Annotated in this window: 15 protein-coding genes and 1 pseudogene; 9 read left to right on the top strand and 7 right to left on the bottom strand. The window is 65.7% G+C overall.

The genetic code is table 11. The features are described from left to right. The first annotated feature begins 513 nt into the window (after positions 1 to 513). A complete protein-coding gene (locus ACXJKQ_RS00080) occupies positions 514 to 1551 on the top strand; it encodes a YihY/virulence factor BrkB family protein (protein ID WP_457103727.1) in 1038 nt (345 codons plus the stop codon). 223 nt (positions 1552 to 1774) lie between these two features. Here ACXJKQ_RS00080 and ACXJKQ_RS00075 read toward each other — a convergent pair whose 3' ends face one another. Continuing rightward, positions 1775 to 2476, bottom strand: coding sequence for a helix-turn-helix transcriptional regulator (locus ACXJKQ_RS00075; RefSeq protein ID WP_457104053.1), 702 nt, complete (start codon positions 2474 to 2476; stop codon positions 1775 to 1777). Between the two features lie 91 nt (positions 2477 to 2567). Here ACXJKQ_RS00075 and ACXJKQ_RS00070 point away from each other — a divergent pair, with 91 nt between their 5' ends. From ACXJKQ_RS00070 to ACXJKQ_RS00055, 4 genes are all read left to right on the top strand, one after another. After that, positions 2568 to 2975, top strand: coding sequence for a VOC family protein (locus ACXJKQ_RS00070; RefSeq protein ID WP_457104052.1), 408 nt, complete (start codon positions 2568 to 2570; stop codon positions 2973 to 2975). Between the two features lie 379 nt (positions 2976 to 3354). Next, on the top strand, positions 3355 to 3684 hold the full coding sequence (locus ACXJKQ_RS00065) for a sugar transferase (protein ID WP_457103726.1): 330 nt from the start codon (positions 3355 to 3357) through the stop codon (positions 3682 to 3684). A 297-nt stretch (positions 3685 to 3981) separates the two neighbouring features. Beyond that, the gene (locus ACXJKQ_RS00060; RefSeq protein WP_457103725.1) at positions 3982 to 4182 is read left to right on the top strand and encodes a hypothetical protein; all 201 of its coding nucleotides are present in this window, start codon (positions 3982 to 3984) and stop codon (positions 4180 to 4182) included. 328 nt (positions 4183 to 4510) lie between these two features. Next, entirely contained in the window at positions 4511 to 4966 is a 456-nt protein-coding gene (locus tag ACXJKQ_RS00055) for a sigma-70 family RNA polymerase sigma factor (protein ID WP_457103724.1), read from the top strand. A 57-nt stretch (positions 4967 to 5023) separates the two neighbouring features. Here ACXJKQ_RS00055 and ACXJKQ_RS00050 read toward each other — a convergent pair whose 3' ends face one another. From ACXJKQ_RS00050 to ACXJKQ_RS00040, 3 genes are all read right to left on the bottom strand, one after another. Further along, positions 5024 to 6949 carry a hypothetical protein gene (locus tag ACXJKQ_RS00050; protein WP_457103723.1) on the bottom strand — a complete coding sequence of 642 codons (1926 nt, stop codon included), beginning with the start codon at positions 6947 to 6949 and terminating at the stop codon, positions 5024 to 5026. Between the two features lie 230 nt (positions 6950 to 7179). Next, entirely contained in the window at positions 7180 to 8541 is a 1362-nt protein-coding gene (locus ACXJKQ_RS00045; protein WP_457103722.1) for an HlyD family type I secretion periplasmic adaptor subunit, read from the bottom strand. Positions 8542 to 8544: 3 nt separating this feature from the next. Continuing rightward, positions 8545 to 10308 carry a type I secretion system permease/ATPase gene (locus tag ACXJKQ_RS00040; RefSeq protein WP_457103721.1) on the bottom strand — a complete coding sequence of 588 codons (1764 nt, stop codon included), beginning with the start codon at positions 10306 to 10308 and terminating at the stop codon, positions 8545 to 8547. A 364-nt stretch (positions 10309 to 10672) separates the two neighbouring features. On the opposite strand from ACXJKQ_RS00040, the gene ACXJKQ_RS00035 reads away from it, so the two are divergent. Next, positions 10673 to 10999, top strand: a complete 327-nt coding sequence (locus ACXJKQ_RS00035) for a helix-turn-helix domain-containing protein (protein WP_457103720.1) — start codon at positions 10673 to 10675, stop codon at positions 10997 to 10999. A 72-nt stretch (positions 11000 to 11071) separates the two neighbouring features. Here ACXJKQ_RS00035 and ACXJKQ_RS00030 read toward each other — a convergent pair whose 3' ends face one another. Beyond that, entirely contained in the window at positions 11072 to 11338 is a 267-nt protein-coding gene (locus ACXJKQ_RS00030) for a hypothetical protein (protein ID WP_457103719.1), read from the bottom strand. 417 nt (positions 11339 to 11755) lie between these two features. Between ACXJKQ_RS00030 and ACXJKQ_RS00025 the strand changes: the two genes are divergently transcribed. Continuing rightward, the gene (locus tag ACXJKQ_RS00025; RefSeq protein ID WP_457104051.1) at positions 11756 to 12430 is read left to right on the top strand and encodes a sigma-70 family RNA polymerase sigma factor; all 675 of its coding nucleotides are present in this window, start codon (positions 11756 to 11758) and stop codon (positions 12428 to 12430) included. A 141-nt stretch (positions 12431 to 12571) separates the two neighbouring features. Here the strand turns inward: ACXJKQ_RS00025 and ACXJKQ_RS00020 are convergent, their stop codons facing one another. Then, positions 12572 to 12796: a hypothetical protein gene (locus tag ACXJKQ_RS00020; RefSeq protein WP_457103718.1), complete on the bottom strand. Its 225-nt coding sequence runs from the start codon at positions 12794 to 12796 to the stop codon at positions 12572 to 12574. Positions 12797 to 13028: 232 nt separating this feature from the next. Here ACXJKQ_RS00020 and arsH point away from each other — a divergent pair. Together arsH and ACXJKQ_RS00010 are read left to right on the top strand one after the other, a co-directional pair. After that, positions 13029 to 13586: pseudogene (arsH, locus tag ACXJKQ_RS00015) on the top strand (arsenical resistance protein ArsH); the annotation flags it as partial. Positions 13587 to 13691: 105 nt separating this feature from the next. After that, the gene (locus tag ACXJKQ_RS00010) at positions 13692 to 13964 is read left to right on the top strand and encodes a hypothetical protein (RefSeq protein WP_457103717.1); all 273 of its coding nucleotides are present in this window, start codon (positions 13692 to 13694) and stop codon (positions 13962 to 13964) included. Between the two features lie 581 nt (positions 13965 to 14545). Here ACXJKQ_RS00010 and ACXJKQ_RS00005 read toward each other — a convergent pair. Further along, positions 14546 to 14792: integrase core domain-containing protein (locus ACXJKQ_RS00005; RefSeq protein WP_456686759.1), on the bottom strand; the 247-nt coding region annotated here is incomplete at its 5' end.

The following is a 14792-nucleotide window of genomic DNA, read 5'->3' as shown; positions in this document are numbered from 1 at the left end:
AAACGGGACACCGCCAAAGCGCGAATGGGCGAGCTGGGTACTCCAGTGCCGCTCAGACCGCCGGCAAGCAGACCATCAAAAGGTCCGCTTAGGGTCGGAAGTGGGCGAGGCAGTCACGTCCGCTTCGATGCCTTTCTGCTCGTAAGCGGACCGCCGGCAATCCACCCGCTGCAGTCATAACCCGCTGTCGGTCATGCGGCCGGAAAACGGACCTTTCCGCGGTCGGCAGAGAGTCGGGAGCGGATTTGACTCGAATACGAAACGCCGTCCATCCAAGCAGATAGGAGCCGAGATGGGCATGCCGTTTAGTGACGGCGTTGCTGCTTGCATGACGTCATCACGCCCGTTGGCAGAGAAGCCTTCGGCCTCAAGCGTTCTGGAGCGGGCCGCTCTCACAGGTGAGACCCATCAGCCATAGGCACACGGAAACCTCGAACGATGGGCCTATTGGCCCATTGAGGGGAAGGTGGCTAAGCTCGACATAGAGCCCGCTTTCGCACTGTGAGCCGTCTCATGAACCGAGAAGAGGCAGACGGTGATGATTGGCGTTCGGTAAGCACGCGTGTTCCCGATGAGGAAACAATCAGGATAGCGAAAGAGCGGGCTCGTGAGCCTGGCCATGGCCGCTCTGCGGCCCAGCCGTCCGAAATACCTCCCGCTGGATGGCGGGACATTCTTAAGAGGGTCTTCTGGGCGGTCCCTCGCGACCGTGTTCTCTCAACGGCTGGTGGCGTTGCCTTCTTCGCCCTTCTGTCCACGTTCCCAGGCATCGCGACGATCGTATCACTCTACAGCTTGTTCGCAGATCCTGCTGTTATTGGCCAGCACTTAAGCGTGCTCAAAGGGGTCCTACCCGACGGCGTTCTCGATCTGATTGCGGCCCAGCTTCAGCACGTTGCCCAACAGGGCACAGGGACCCTCAGCACGGCCTCACTGCTCAGCTTCTTCATCGCCTTTTGGAGCGCCAACTCAGGGGTTGTCGCCCTCTTCGACGCACTGAACGTCATCTATCGGGAGCGCGAGAATCGAACCCTGGTGCGTGTTTACGCGACCACCTTCCTGTTCACGACGACCGGAGCCATCGTCACAGTGGCCGCTATCGGCATCGTGGTGGGCGTTCCCATTCTTCTGAACGAGATCGGCTTTGGTGCACGAACGGAGACAGTGATCCGGATCATGCGTTGGCCAGCCCTGATCTTCCTCGTTAGCCTCGGCCTTTCGCTTGTCTATCGATATGGCCCAAGCCGTCGTGAGGCAAAGTGGAGATGGGTCAGTTGGGGTAGTGCCGTTGCGGCGAGCGGATGGGTAGGCGCGTCGGCCGTATTCTCTTGGTATGTCGCAACCTTCGACAGCTATAACCGAATTTATGGCTCTCTCGGAGCTGGCATTGGCTTCATGTCCTGGATCTGGATCTCGATAGTCATCGTCCTTCTTGGTGCTGAACTGAACTCCGAGATGGAACGGCAGACGGCGCGGGATAGCACCGTTGGACAACCGAGGCCGTTGGGATCTCGAAAGGCATTTGCCGCCGACACGGTCGGGCAACCTTAGGGTCTGAACTCACCAGCTTGGCCATTCTATGGGCGGCTTCCGACCCAACCCAGCCGCTCGGACCGTCGTTGGCGCTTCTCCAAAGCGGTCGTTCCTCAGCCGTCCGCCAACTTCGGCTCGGGGTGGGGAGCAGACCTTGGCTCTTTGCCGGGAAGCGGACGTACCGCATCCGACCCGGCCTCGCCGTTCTGAATGTTTCGCGCTACGACCCACAGCCAGATATTCAGGGCAGGCGAACGCCGCGCTCGATCTCGAAGTGGCGCTTCCAATCTCGCCGGAGATCGCCGGTCCGTCGCTCGAAGCGTTCATCGAGAAAGACCGCTGCCTCGATGCGGTCGGCCCGGAAATGGCGGAAGGCTTGCCGGAGTTCGCACCACGCGGCAAGCAGGCGGATGGTATCGGCGTAGCCGACGATCACCGGCCAGATGACGCGCTCGTTCGTGCGGCCAGCCTCATCGCGGTAGTGGATGCGCACCTTGTACCCCGCGCGGATCGCAGCACGCAGCCGGGCCATATCGAGCCCATCGACGGACCTGTCGCGGGCGAGAGTAGCGCCGACGCTCGGATCCGCGATGAACGGGCGCAGATGGTCGGGTACAACGTGCGCGATCTTCACGAGCAGATCGCGCGCCGCGCTTGCAAGCCCCGGATCACCCCGATCCGCGACCCACTGCGCGCCAAGCACTGCCGCCTCCAATTCGTCGGCGCTAAGCATCAGCGGCGGCATGTCGTAGTCGCGGTCGAGGACGTAGCCGATCCCTGCTTCTCCCCGGATCGGCACGCGCTGCGCGATTAAATCTGCCACGTCGCGGTAGACCGTGCGGACCGTCACTTCGAGTTCGGCGGCCAGCATCGAGGCCGTGGTCGGCCTCACCGAGCGGCGCAGGATTTGGATGATCTGAAACAGGCGATCTGCGCGACGCATCGGCTCATCCATGCTGACAGGATGGTGTCAGCAGGGTTCAGTTACGCCCATCTCCGGCGGTCGCAAAGCCGCGCTTGCTCAGGAGAACGAAGTGCATCTCGCCTCTACCCGTATCATTACCGCCGATGTCGACCGTCTGGTCGGGTTCTACGAAGCCGTGACGGGGCTTGCCGCCACGCGCTACACGCCTGACTTTGCCGAGATCCACACGCCGGGCGCGACGCTGGCGATCGGGAGCACGCGCACCTTAGCCTTGTTCGGTGGCGACAATGTCGCAGAGGCCGCAGCCAATCGAAGCGCGATCATCGAGTTTCGGGTTGGCGACGTGGATGTAGAACACGCGCGGCTCACGTCTGGCATCGACGTGGCGGTGGTGCAGCCGCCAACGACGATGCCGTGGGGCAACCGCTYGATCTTGCTGCGCGATCCGGACGGCACGCTCGTCAACCTGTTCACCCCAGTCGCGGCGGAAGCCAAGCAGCGCCTTGATCAACGCTGATACGGCGAGAAGCGTATCCTCTGCCGTCCGCTTCTCGCCCAAAGACACGCGAAAGCGGACCGGCAGAAAAACACCCAGCCCAGTCGTCTGACGCTGCTTCACGAGAGCCTAAGAGCGGACGCTCCCAGGTTCCGCAAAGGGTCGTGACTGGGCACTCAGGCGATGCCGCTTCCATCGATTACTGCCCGAAAGCGGACCGGCGGCAATCCACCCATCTGAGACGTTCAGGCAGGCGCTTCGTGGTGGCAGATGCTGGCCGCAAGCGGAATGGCCGCTTCGGAGTGGGCATACCGCAAAAGCGGACGCTTACTCCGATCCAACTAGGGCCCTCAGTTGACTCGAAGCAGCCTGGGCGGCCAAGCGCGGGCTGGACATCACTGTGGCGGCCAGCGCGCTGTTCCTGCTGCTGCCGCTCTTGCTGCTGATTGCCGGTCTGGTGTTTGCCGGAGACCGCAACCCGCCGATCCACCGGCACGTGCGCGTGGGCCGTCACAGGCGCCGCTTCGGTTGCTTAAGGTTCCGCTCCGTAATCACCGACGGCGGGGCGGTGCTGACCGCACATCTTTCCGCTAACCCGCAGTCCCGGGCCGAATGGGCCGCCACGAACGAGTTCACCGACGACCCGCGCATCACCACCATCGGTGAGGTGCTGCACCGGACCTCGCTCGACGAGTTCCCCAACTCTGGAAACTGCTGCGCGGCGAGATGAGCCGGTATCGCTGCCCGCACCGGAGGCTCAGCGCATCGAAATGGGAGAGGGTCAACTCGTCAGCGACACGGGCGGCGTGCGGGTGAGCCTCGGCCTAAAGGGCTGGGCGATCCTGACCGCCTGACCAGCGGTCCGAAGGAACCCTGCTCCGGCCCCGTCAACCGAGCGGGGCGTCGATCACGCCCGGATGTTGCGGTGGGTGGGCAGCGAGCGTGCCCCTATGAAGCGGGTTGACGTTGCCACGATGGCAAGGTGCAGCGTTGCCGCCGGGACCGCTGAGCTGAGAGGAGACGTCCTGTGAAAAGCCTGTTCGTGACCACTGCCGCCCTGCTAATGCTCAGTGCGGCCCCCGCCTTGGCCATGAGCTGCTGTGGCGGAGGCAAAGGCGCGATGATGTGCGGAAAGAACAGCATGGCGACGAGCCATACCGGCAAGGTCAAGAAGGGCAGCTGCTGGTGCGAGGGCATGAATGGCCGCAACATGAGCAGGCGCATCTAAACGACGCCACAACGCTCCGTATCCACGCCGGCCTGACCAGCGGTCTGCTTCACGGTGCGAGAGGCAGGTGAAAAGAGCTGTGCCTTTCGCCCCTCATCCCCTCCCGGCCTTGTCGATACGCATGCTTCAACGTCCGGGGATAATCGGGAATGGTCGCCACAGCGGCGTCCGCTTCATCCAGCACGCGCCGGGAAGCCGACAGGCGCACCACCACCTTCAACGGGTGGCAGCAGAACGCCGGGCGCGTATGCGCAGCTAGCCATACAGCAAACCTCTATCGTATACTCGCTGTACGATTTTGCATGGTGAGATCAGGATCAATCACCCCATGCCGCTCCATCCAGATACCCATTCACAGCCCTGCGCTGATGAAAGCGGAACGCCGCCGCATCCGAAGGTCGAAGGTCGGCCGGACTTGCCGCGCGCCCAAACCTGCACCGCGGACCTTCGCCTGCACAGCCTGCATGGGCAGATCGATCGGGCGGATGCGGAGCCGGCGCCTGACCCGGACGTGTTTCGCGATGACCTTCTGCGGCTGCTGCCCGAACTAAGGCACTTTGCGAGATCGGTCACGCAGGCGGCAGAGAAGGCCGAAGACCTCGTCCAAGAGACGCTTCTCAGGGCTTGGCAGAGCCAGGATCAATACCGCTCGAGCAACGACTTGAAGGCATGGGCCTTCGCGATGATGCGGAACAGCATCTTGTCCCACAGGCGCGACATGGACCGCGAACTCCCCGATCCGGGCATGGCCGCCGCAGAGCGACCGGCCGGCTCCGTTAATTAAGGGTCCACGTCCAGCCGGCTCTGAAGCTCCCGAGCGGTCGCGTGCTCGACCGCGCCATCAGGAGTGCAGATCGATGTGGTGCGCGTTCGTGCCCTGATCCGAAAGCCCGATCAGCTCGACGTTGCCATGCGACCCAGCCTCGGCCGGTGTGTGGCTTGGCGCGGCAGCAAGCCCGCGCTGGCCATCGGATGAGAACACGAGGTTTCCGGCTGGGTCGACCTGCGCTGCCAGCGGCTGCGCCTGACTCTGCCCACCGGCATGGGATGTCTGGCTGACGGAGGACGGCTGACCACCGCTCACGGCGGGCGATGCGCCCGAACCTGGCGGATCAACCGGCTGCCCGGAGCTTATGTGCGGCCCAGGATCTGCCGCCGCAGCAGTGTTGGCGTGAGGCGCGCCCTGAGCCTCGGTGCCGGGTTGGACGTGCCCTGGATCCGCGCCGTTCGCATCGGCCTGCGATGCGCCGGACTGATGGCTCGCGTTCGCGCCGTTGGCCCTACCATGACCCTCGGCGCCGTGCGTGGCTGATCCGGCCTCCTTGAGCTGACCCGGTGCCTCGCCGCTCTTGCCGGGTGTCTCGCTGGCTTGAGCAGAGCCTGGATCCGTGCCACTCGCATCGGCCTGCGATGCGCCGGCCTGATGGCCCGCGTTCGCGCCGTTGGCCGCACCGTGACCCTCGGTACCATGGGTGACCGATCCGGCCTCCTTGAGCTGACCCGGTGCCTCGCCGCTCTTGCCGGGCGACCCGTCGGCCTGAGCAGAGCCTGGATCCGCGCCGTTCGCATCGGCCTGCGACGCGCCGGACTGATGGCCCGCATTCGTGCCGTTGGCGCCGCCATGACCCTCGGCGCCGGGCCGGTTTTGATCCGGCTCGCTTCTGCCGGGATGAGCCGGATCTCCAACCGCGTTCGCGGCACTCAAGGCCTCTCCCTCTGGAGCGGGGCCGCCCCGAGCGGCGTGCTCCTGTCCCCCGGTCCCGTCCTCCCTCCGCGCAGGCGCCAAACGAGTCAGGTCGGCCTGCGTCGTCGCAGTGACCCCGTCGATCGGCGATGACGGCGTCTCGGGCGCTGAATGCCCGATTGTCTGCGCTGCGCTCTGATGCTGAGACGCGGTCTCACCATTTGTGGCGGGCGACGGGCCCGCCTGCCCCGCACCGTCGGCGCTGCCCGATGCGGCCGCACCGGCGTCCGACCAGGCCTCCGGGGACGTTGACGACCCTGCGGTTCGGGGTGTGCCCGCCTCCGCCGCTTGGGCCGATGCCTGATATGCGGGCTCCAGGCCTGCCCAGGCAGGACCGTGCACGAGCGTCGGATGTCCCGGACCGATGGCTCTGACATCGGTGCTGCCCGGTTGGGAGGGCGCGGCCGAAATCGGCTCGGCCGTCGTGGAACCGGCAGTCCCGCTCGCTGCCTGGCCGCTCGCGCCGGACGTGAGCGGCACACCCGCGCTCGCGGTGCGGATCGCCTCGCCTGCGGGCACCGGGACGCTGCCCTGCTCCCACGAGGCGACAGCGTTGCCGCCCGCTGAGCCGAAGGACAGGCCCGGCTCCGTCGCCGGCTCGCCATGGTCGGCAGCGAAGGCATCGGCCGCGAAGACCATCGCGGAGAACACGATGACGCCGAACTGCTTGCGATGGCTGTCGCGCTCATCGGCGTCGCCGGAATCTCCGGCGCCCGCCGCCCGGTGCTGGAGCGTCTGGCCCGATGGACCGGCCGGAACCGGGCCGTCGCCCGCGTGCTCTTGGTCAGCCGCGAACGCGTTATGGGGTGACAGGCTCAAAGCCGCAGCCGCGACGAGAGCGGCGAGCAGGGCGGCCGGATGGACCGAGAGCTTCGTTCCGTCGGCTCCTTGCGGGATTGGAAGGAGTTCCGGGTAGCGCTGGGCGACTTGGTTGATCAGGACACGGAAGTCGCTGCCCCGCATCGGGCTGTCCAAGACTTCGGAGGCAATGAAGTAGCTGCCGTCGATCCGGGCGAAATGCATGATCGCGTCGCCGTCGGGCCGGCAGAAGACGAACCAGGGCTCCGCCTCGTCGCTCAGACCCTGCTCGCTGCCGATCTGCAGGCCGGCCCGGATCAGCGCGGCCTCGACGCGGTAGAACTCCGCGAGCTCCTGCTGCGACCAGCCGCCCTGGCTGGTCGATGCGGGCCGGAAGAAGGAGATGACCGCACCCATTGGGACCTCACTTCCGCACGTGGACTGACGAACAGGCTTTAACGCTCATGGAAACCGTGTCCGAGGGCTTCGAAGAACGGCGCAACCAGATAGTCGAGCGCCGTGCGCTCGCCGGCTGACACGACGATCTCGGTAGGCAGGCCCGCCAGGAGACGGGGCCGTACGTCGTCCGGCAATTGGTGATCGTCGATCTCGACCGTGCCGGCAAAGTAAGGCTGCTTCGTCCCCTCATCGAGCAGGCGATCGCGCGAGACCAGGGTCAGCGTTCCGAAGATGGCGGGCGTGCGGCGCGTCTGGAAGGCCGGGAACTTGACCTCGGCGCGCATGCCGGCATGGACGGCCTCCAGATCGTTCGGCGCGAACTGGACGCTGATCACGAGCCGGTCGTTGGTCGGGACGATCTCCATCAGCGGCTCGCCGGAGCGGATCACCTGCCCGATCGTGTAGACCTTCAATCCCTGGATGACGCCCTGATGCGAGGCCCGGACCTCGTGCCGCCGGAGAATATCCTGGGCAACGATCAGCTTCTCGCGCAGTTCGGAACTCTTCTGACGGACGTCCAGAAGCTGTGCCGTTAGTGTCTCCTGGAGCTTCTGCTTGAGTTGCGCCGCCTGCATCCCCGCCTCGTTGATGCCGTTCTGCGCCTTGGCGGTCTCGGCCACGGACCGCCCGATCACACCCGCGAGGCGTGCGTGCTCCCGCTCCATCATCAGGACGCGGGAGAGCGGGATGAGGTTCTTCTCGCGCAGGCCGCGCAGGCCTTCCAGCTCCTGCTGGATCAGGGCGACCTGTTGCTCGACCGAGGCCTTCTCGACCGCGAGCCCGGCGATCTCGGTCTTCAGCTGCGTGACGCGCGCCTGAATGAGCCCAAGCTGTGCGTGAAACGACGCGCGCCGCTCCGACAGCTGACTGGCTTGGTCGTCGATCATGCGGGCCACGGCCCGGTCATTCCGTCGCGACGCGATCTCCGGCGGCAGGACCAGATCCGGCGCCTGCTCCTGCTCGGCGCGCAACCGCGCCTCGAGGATTAGGGCCGCGTCGAGCTGGCCGCGGAGCAAATCGTTGCTGGCGCGCGATTGCACGGGATCGATGCGGAGCAGGACGTCGCCCGCGTGGACGGTCTGCCCGTCCCGCACCAGCACCTCCTGCACGATGCCGCCTTCGAGATGCTGCACCACCTTGCGGCTGCCTTCCGCGACGATGATGCCGGGACTGATGACCGCCCGGTCGAGGCGCGCAGTGGCGGCCCAGCTCCCGACGACGCCGAACGTCGCGACGATCACGGCGTAGCCGGCGACGGCGTACACGCGCCAGTTGGTCGGACCGCCGCCCGCCCGCTCCACGTCAGGCGTGCGCTGCGGGGGCGACAGGCTCGGCATCGCAGCTCGCGAGAGGGTCATCGCCTATCCCGCGCTCCGCTGCACCTCGGAATCCCGGCGGCCCTGGGACGCCGGGGGAGCGGCAGGCGGCACCAGGGTCGGGACCGGGCGCGGGCCGGTGATCTGTGACAGAACCTGCTCCGCGGCGCCGTCGGTCTGCAAGGTGCCCCCGCTCATGAGCAGGACGCGGTCAGCCTCGGCCAGCAGGCTCACCTTGTGGGTCACGATCACCACCGTCGTGCCCGACTGCCTCAGCTCCGCCACGGCCCGCATCAGCGCGGCCTCGCCGACTTGGTCGAGACTCGCATTCGGCTCGTCCAGCACCAACAAGCTCGGCTCACCGTAGAGAGCGCGGGCCAGCGCGATGCGCTGACGCTGGCCGCCGGACAATCCGTGCCCGTCCCGCCCGATCACCGTGTTGTACCCGTCCGGAAGGGACTGGATGAGCTCGTGACAGCCCGCCTTCCGGGCCACCGCGATGACGCGCGCGTCGTCCTCGGCGGCGAACCGCGCGATGTTCTGCGCCACCGTGCCGTCGAACAGCTCCACGTCCTGGGGCAGGTAGCCGACGTGCTGGCCGAGCGCCTGCTTGTCCCAGTGACGCAAGTCGGAGCCGTCGATGCGCACGGTGCCGTCGAGCAGGGGCCAGACCCCGGTCAGGGCGCGCACGAGGGTCGACTTGCCGGCCGCACTCGGGCCGATGATGCCTACGAGGCTGCCGGGCTCGAGCCGGAAGCTCACCGCGCTGAGGATCGGCCGCGTCGAGCCGGGTGCCGCCACGGAGATATTCTCGACCTGGATCGAGCCCTGCGGGCGCGGCAGCATCAGGCGGCGGGTCTCCGGCCCGGCGACGTCGATGAGATCCGTCAGCCTCCGGTAGCTGGCGCGGGCGGCCGTGAAGCCCTTCCAGTTGCCCACGACGGCCTCGATCGGCGCGAGCGTGCGGCCGATGATGATCGACGCGGCGATCATCGACCCGGCGGAGATCTCGCGGCGGATGGCGAGGTACGCGCCCGCCCCCAGAACCAGGGTCTGCAGGAGCATGCGGACGAACTTCGTCCCGGCGACGATCAGGCCGGCGCGATCGCTCGCACGGGCCTGAAGGACCAGGACGTCGTCGTGGCGCCGACGCCAGAGACCGCGCAGCGACGCCAGCATGCCCATGGCCTGCAGCACTTCCCCGTTCCGGAAGACGGTGGCGGCCTGCTGCCCCGCTTCGCGCGAGGCCTGACTGGCAGCGTTGAGTGTCCAGCGCGTCGCGATCTCGGTGAGCAACGTCAGCCCAAGGATCGTGCCGCCGCCCATGAGCGCCATCCAGCCGAACCAAGGATGCAGCACGAAACAGGCGAGCAGAAAGATCGGGATCCAGGGCAGGTCGCAGAACGCCAGCATCCCGCTGCCGGTCAGGAACTCGCGCAGGACATCCACGTCGCGCAGCGCCGTGTCGTGGCGCGCGCCGGGCCGGATCAGCATGCCGCGGTGGGCGGCATCGAAGATCGGATCGGCGATCTCCCGATCGAAGATCACGCTGCCACGCACCAGAAGGCGCGACCGCAGCATGTCCAAGGTCGCGTAAACGGCAAGGCCGAACGCGGCGATCAGCGTAATCCCGATGAGCGTCGTTTCACTGCGGCTCGGAATGACGCGATCGTAGATCTGAAGCATGTACAGCGGGCTGACGAAGAGCAGCAGATTGATGAACAATCCGAAGATCACAGCCGTCGCTAGAACCGGTCGAAGCGCGCGCAGGCCGGTGGTCAAGGTCGACGGCAGTGAGTGATCGCCCATACTGCTTTCGTCCTGCAATCGACCGGCGCAATCAGCGGCCTTCAAAACCCAACGTCGCGAAGTCATCGCGCCGGCGACCACCGGACGCCGACCTCCGCACCCTTGAGCCAAGGGTCCGATCGTCGCCACGCCCGAGCGGCTGATCAGGAACACCATATGGCAGGCTGGCCACCGGCACCCTCTTCCATGTTGGTCCCCGAGATCGACATGATAGGGCCATTCGGAGGCATGCCAAGCATCTCGTCGCGGGAGCGACGACGTTCATCGGCCGGTGTCTGGACAGGGGATGGCCGTCGCAGCTATATGGCTTTTACTGTATAAGCACCGCGTGCAGCCGCGATCGCACGCAGGAAGGCAAAACCTCGTGTATGCGCATTACCAACGCCTGGACTCGGAGGAGGTGCTGGAGCTGCGTCGCGAAGGTGGGCGGTATCTGAAGGAATTGCGGGAAGCGCAGGGCCTGTCGCAACGGCAGCTCGCCGCTCTCGTGGGTGCGGAATACTATACGTTCATCTCGCAACTCGAGACGGGGCGCGGCCGCATTCCTCCGGATCGCTACCGGGCCTGGGCGGAGGCGCTGAAAATCGAGCCCCGGGAGTTCGTCCGTAACGTGATGCGCTTCTACGATCCGATGACGTACGAGATCCTGTTCGGCGATCTCACCGCCCAGGCCGGGGGCGACGAAGCTTAGGCCGTCGTTCGCCCTTGGGGCGCGGGTGCGTGGAAGAGCAGATTCCGAGGCGGACGGAGGCAAGGCCCACGCTCAAGACGTGGTTTGATCGGCATCGTGCGCCGTCTGCGATCCGAGGCGCGACGCCTCCTGCGACGTGCCGTCGGCCGACGATACTGGCGCACCAACCGCCGCCATCAGGATCCGTAACCCGTCGATCCAAACATCGACTTCGGCCCGCGTGACGCATCCAGAACGTTTGAAGACCTTGCCGGATGCGAGCGTCACGACAACATCGAAACGGCCGTCCGACCTGTCTTCGATTCGATAGACTACACTTTGTGGCATCGTCGCTGCCAAGAGGTTCCTTTTCGAACGACAACCCGAGCGATCCAAAACCGTCCCCGGCAGCGCCCCGATCGAGCGCCGTTCTCGACCAGCCCCTCGTTTGGCACGGCCCGAGGTCCGGGCATCGCTGAACGCGACGATCCTAGCGGCTCCTGCTCGTCTCACCAACCTCCGCTGCCGACCGAACGAAGCCACCACAAACGCACAGGCCTCACAGAACGATCCTCGGCTTGCAGGGTTAGATGTTCACTGTACAGTCAGGTGGCGGGGCCTATGGCAGAGGGTGGACGCTTGAAGACGCGCATTTCCGGGACGCCATCGCTGGATGGCCCATCGTTCCGCGCCGTCACGTCGGACGACGTGCACGATGGACCGGGGCTCGGCAGTACGGCGGATGTCCTGATAGGACATGTCTTGACCGACAGGTTGATGAGCGAAGGGTCGGCATCTGGCTGGCCGAAACCACCCGACTTCCTGGATACGGCCTCACTCCCTCCCGGTGTGCGGGATCATCTCGGCGCCCATCTGCGCGGCGCCTACGAAGCGCTGACATGGGCGCAGATACCGCAGCGTCTGCTTGATCTCGTGGCGCAGCTCGACGCCGCTCTGGAGGGGCAGAGCCGCGAGAGAGCCTTGTTCTTTCGCGCGGAGCTGACCAAAGCGCTTCCTGGGCTGCGCGCGTTCGCCTTAACGCTCATCAGCGACGCCTCGCGCGCCGACGACTTGGTGCAAGAGACCGTCCTGCGGGCCTGGGCTCACCAAAACCTGTTCGCAACAGGCTCGAACCTGAAGGCTTGGCTCTGCACCATCCTGCGCAACCAGTTCTACACCGAGTGCCGCAAGCGGAAGCGCGAGGTCGAGGATGTGGATGGCGCTGCCGCGGCGCAACTCATGGCTCCGGCGGCCCAAGAGCACGGTTCCGACCTGCAGACCGTCTGGTCCCATATCGGCAAGCTGCCCGAGCTTCAGCGCGAGGCATTGCTGCTCGTGGGCGCACAAGGCCTCACGTATGAGGCGGCCGCCGAGGTGATGGGGTGTCAGACCGGCACGGTGAAAAGCCGGGTGAGCCGCGCCCGAGCCGTGCTCGTCGCCGAGCTCGCGTAGGGTTTGCAACGCCCTCGTCGGAGACTTCGACACCGACGCGCTCGCGACCGGGATGACGGCCGCGAATCGGGATGGTTGAACGGCCGCGGTCTGGCAGCTGAGAATCCGGGGCAATCCGCGCCTGGCGTCTCGGATCCGGTCTCAGGCCAGATCGAGTTCGAGGACCAGATCCGTGAGGCAGAAGGCGATGCGGCAACTCGCCTCGCGGTCCGCGCACTCGGCACTGAAGCCGCCCGTGAAAGGCTCGCCCGCGTAGAGGCGCAGGACAGATTCGGCCATCAGGGCGGCCTTGTGCTCAGCGGCCGCGGTGAGGACGCGTCGGCCGTCGCGGGTTTCTAGCGTCACCCGGAACTGGTTGTGAGGCATCTCAGGGTGCTTCCCCGGCAAATGCAAGCACGACCACATTGAGTCCATCTATAGGCCCCTAACGGCCTAGGTGGGCAAACCGATCCAGCATCGTACAGTAAAATCAATACACGACTGGAGGCGAGTTCATCGTGATGGTCGGGGTGCTGGCATTGCCGCCCAGGCTTTCGACGGAGCGAGTGAGCTCGCGCCGCCAGACACCGCACGTATATCCGGCGCGAGACTGGCAAGGTTGGAGGCGATGGGCGGCGAGGTGCGGATCCACGATGCGCACAGCCTGCCGCTGCCGGACGACAGCACTGCCGACCACCCGAAGGTGCAGGAGCTCCGGCAACTTTCGATCTGGTCTGAGGGCCAGGTCTGGATTAGCCCCGAGCGGCACGGCAACATGGCCGGCGTCATGAAGGCCCAGGTCGACTGGTTGCCGCTCAGCGAGGGCTCCGTGCGACCGACGCACGGACGCACACTGGCGGTGATGCAGGTCTCGGGCGGATCGCAGAGCTTCAACGCGGTCAACAGCCTGCGGGTGCTGGGACGCTGGATGCGGATGATCACCATCCCGAACCAGTCGTCGATGCCGATGGCCTACAGGGAGTTCGACGATGCCGGGCGCAAGAAGCCGGGGCCACTGTACGACCGCGTGGTGGACGTCTGCGAAGAGCTGATGAAGTTCACGTTCTTGACCCGCGGGCGGGCCGAGTACCTCGTCGACCGCTATTCCGAGCGCAAGGAGCGCGAGCCCGAGCACCTCAAGGGCGCCTCTGCCGACATCGGATTCGTGAAGCGATAGGCGGCCGGCTCCACGTGCAGCAAGCCTCTGTCCTGGCCTAAGGATGACACTGTCGGCCGCCTTGCGGGCATAGCGGCCCTCGTCCAGCGGCTCGAAATACCGACCATGAAAGACTCGGACGTCCATCTTCTTCTTGAAGGTGCCTGGCGTCAGGGGCTCCTTGTGCAGGGTGGCGCCGCGGTGGGTCACGGCCCTGAGCTCCGGCAGGATCTCGGCCGGCGTCAGGAGGCCTCGCTCGACAGGGAACTCGGCTATCTCCTGCATGACACGGTCCCAGAACTCCTCGGCCTGGAAGCGGTCGAGCTTGTACTCGACCGTGTTAAGCCGGGATTAGACGCGCTGAACCTTCGCTTCGGCGACCTCGGCGCGGAGCAATAATAGGGCAGTATTCTCGGCAGAGAGCTTCTCAACGAGCGAGAACAGGTGCTCGCGGTCCTCGGTCTCCTCGGCGCGCAGGTCCTCCTGGGCCGCGCGCTCGCGCGAGAACCGGAGGGTGGCCCCACGCTTGGCCTGCTTACAGAGGTTCGTGGCCTGCGCTTGCCGGCGGGCTACCATCTCCTTCGACAAAATATTTTTGTGGCTGCTTTGGACTAGCGTAAGATTTCGGCTAAATGACCGCAAGGGGCGCCAAGCCGAACGTCCGGTTCCAGTCGCATCGGCGATCCAACGTGACGTAGTATGGTCGAAAGCGGAACGGCCGCTTCGAAGAAGTACCACTGGAAAATCGGACGCACTTAGCTCGACTTTGGTCAATTGGACGGTTCGTCGAGGGTGTGGGGGAAAGGCTGGTGGCGTCCCCGCCAAGAGACACCGCCATGCCGCCCCTAAGCGACAAAGGCGGGTGTAGATGCTGAGACCCACTCATGCGTGGTAGCTGTCGAGCGGGCGCTGAAGCCGGGTGGTAGTGGCGAGCGGCACTGAGCGCACATAATCAGCGGCTGCGCGTCATAGGGACCTGACTAGGTGTTCAGTCCCGAGGTGAGATGGGTTGGGTCGTATCTGAACCGGCCTGGGTCGTCTGCCCAGGCTCGGCAGGTCGCTTCGTATGGCGTGAGGCCGCGTAGGGTCTTGAGCCGCCGGGCGAAGTTGTAGGCATCCAGGAAAGCGGCGAGGTGTTCCCGCAGTTGGTCGTGGCTGTCGTAGTGGTAGCGCTTGACGGTCGCGTCCTTGAGGGTCCGGTTCATGCGCTCGACCTGGCCATTGGTC

The organism is Methylobacterium sp. P5_C11 (assembly GCF_054049775.1).
Note: the sequence above shows the minus strand (reverse complement) of the source record. Positions and strands in the feature narration are given on the sequence as shown.

Coding starts and splice junctions, on each gene's coding strand:
- ACXJKQ_RS00080 (WP_457103727.1), top strand. CDS start 514: ATGAACCGAGAAGAGGCAGACGGTGATGATTGGCGTTCGGTAAGCACG.
- ACXJKQ_RS00075 (WP_457104053.1), bottom strand. CDS start 2,476: ATGCGTCGCGCAGATCGCCTGTTTCAGATCATCCAAATCCTGCGCCGC.
- ACXJKQ_RS00055 (WP_457103724.1), top strand. CDS start 4,511: ATGCCGCTCCATCCAGATACCCATTCACAGCCCTGCGCTGATGAAAGC.
- ACXJKQ_RS00050 (WP_457103723.1), bottom strand. CDS start 6,949: ATGCATTTCGCCCGGATCGACGGCAGCTACTTCATTGCCTCCGAAGTC.
- ACXJKQ_RS00045 (WP_457103722.1), bottom strand. CDS start 8,541: ATGACCCTCTCGCGAGCTGCGATGCCGAGCCTGTCGCCCCCGCAGCGC.
- ACXJKQ_RS00040 (WP_457103721.1), bottom strand. CDS start 10,308: ATGGGCGATCACTCACTGCCGTCGACCTTGACCACCGGCCTGCGCGCG.
- ACXJKQ_RS00025 (WP_457104051.1), top strand. CDS start 11,756: ATGAGCGAAGGGTCGGCATCTGGCTGGCCGAAACCACCCGACTTCCTG.
- ACXJKQ_RS00020 (WP_457103718.1), bottom strand. CDS start 12,796: ATGCCTCACAACCAGTTCCGGGTGACGCTAGAAACCCGCGACGGCCGA.
- ACXJKQ_RS00010 (WP_457103717.1), top strand. CDS start 13,692: ATGAAAGACTCGGACGTCCATCTTCTTCTTGAAGGTGCCTGGCGTCAG.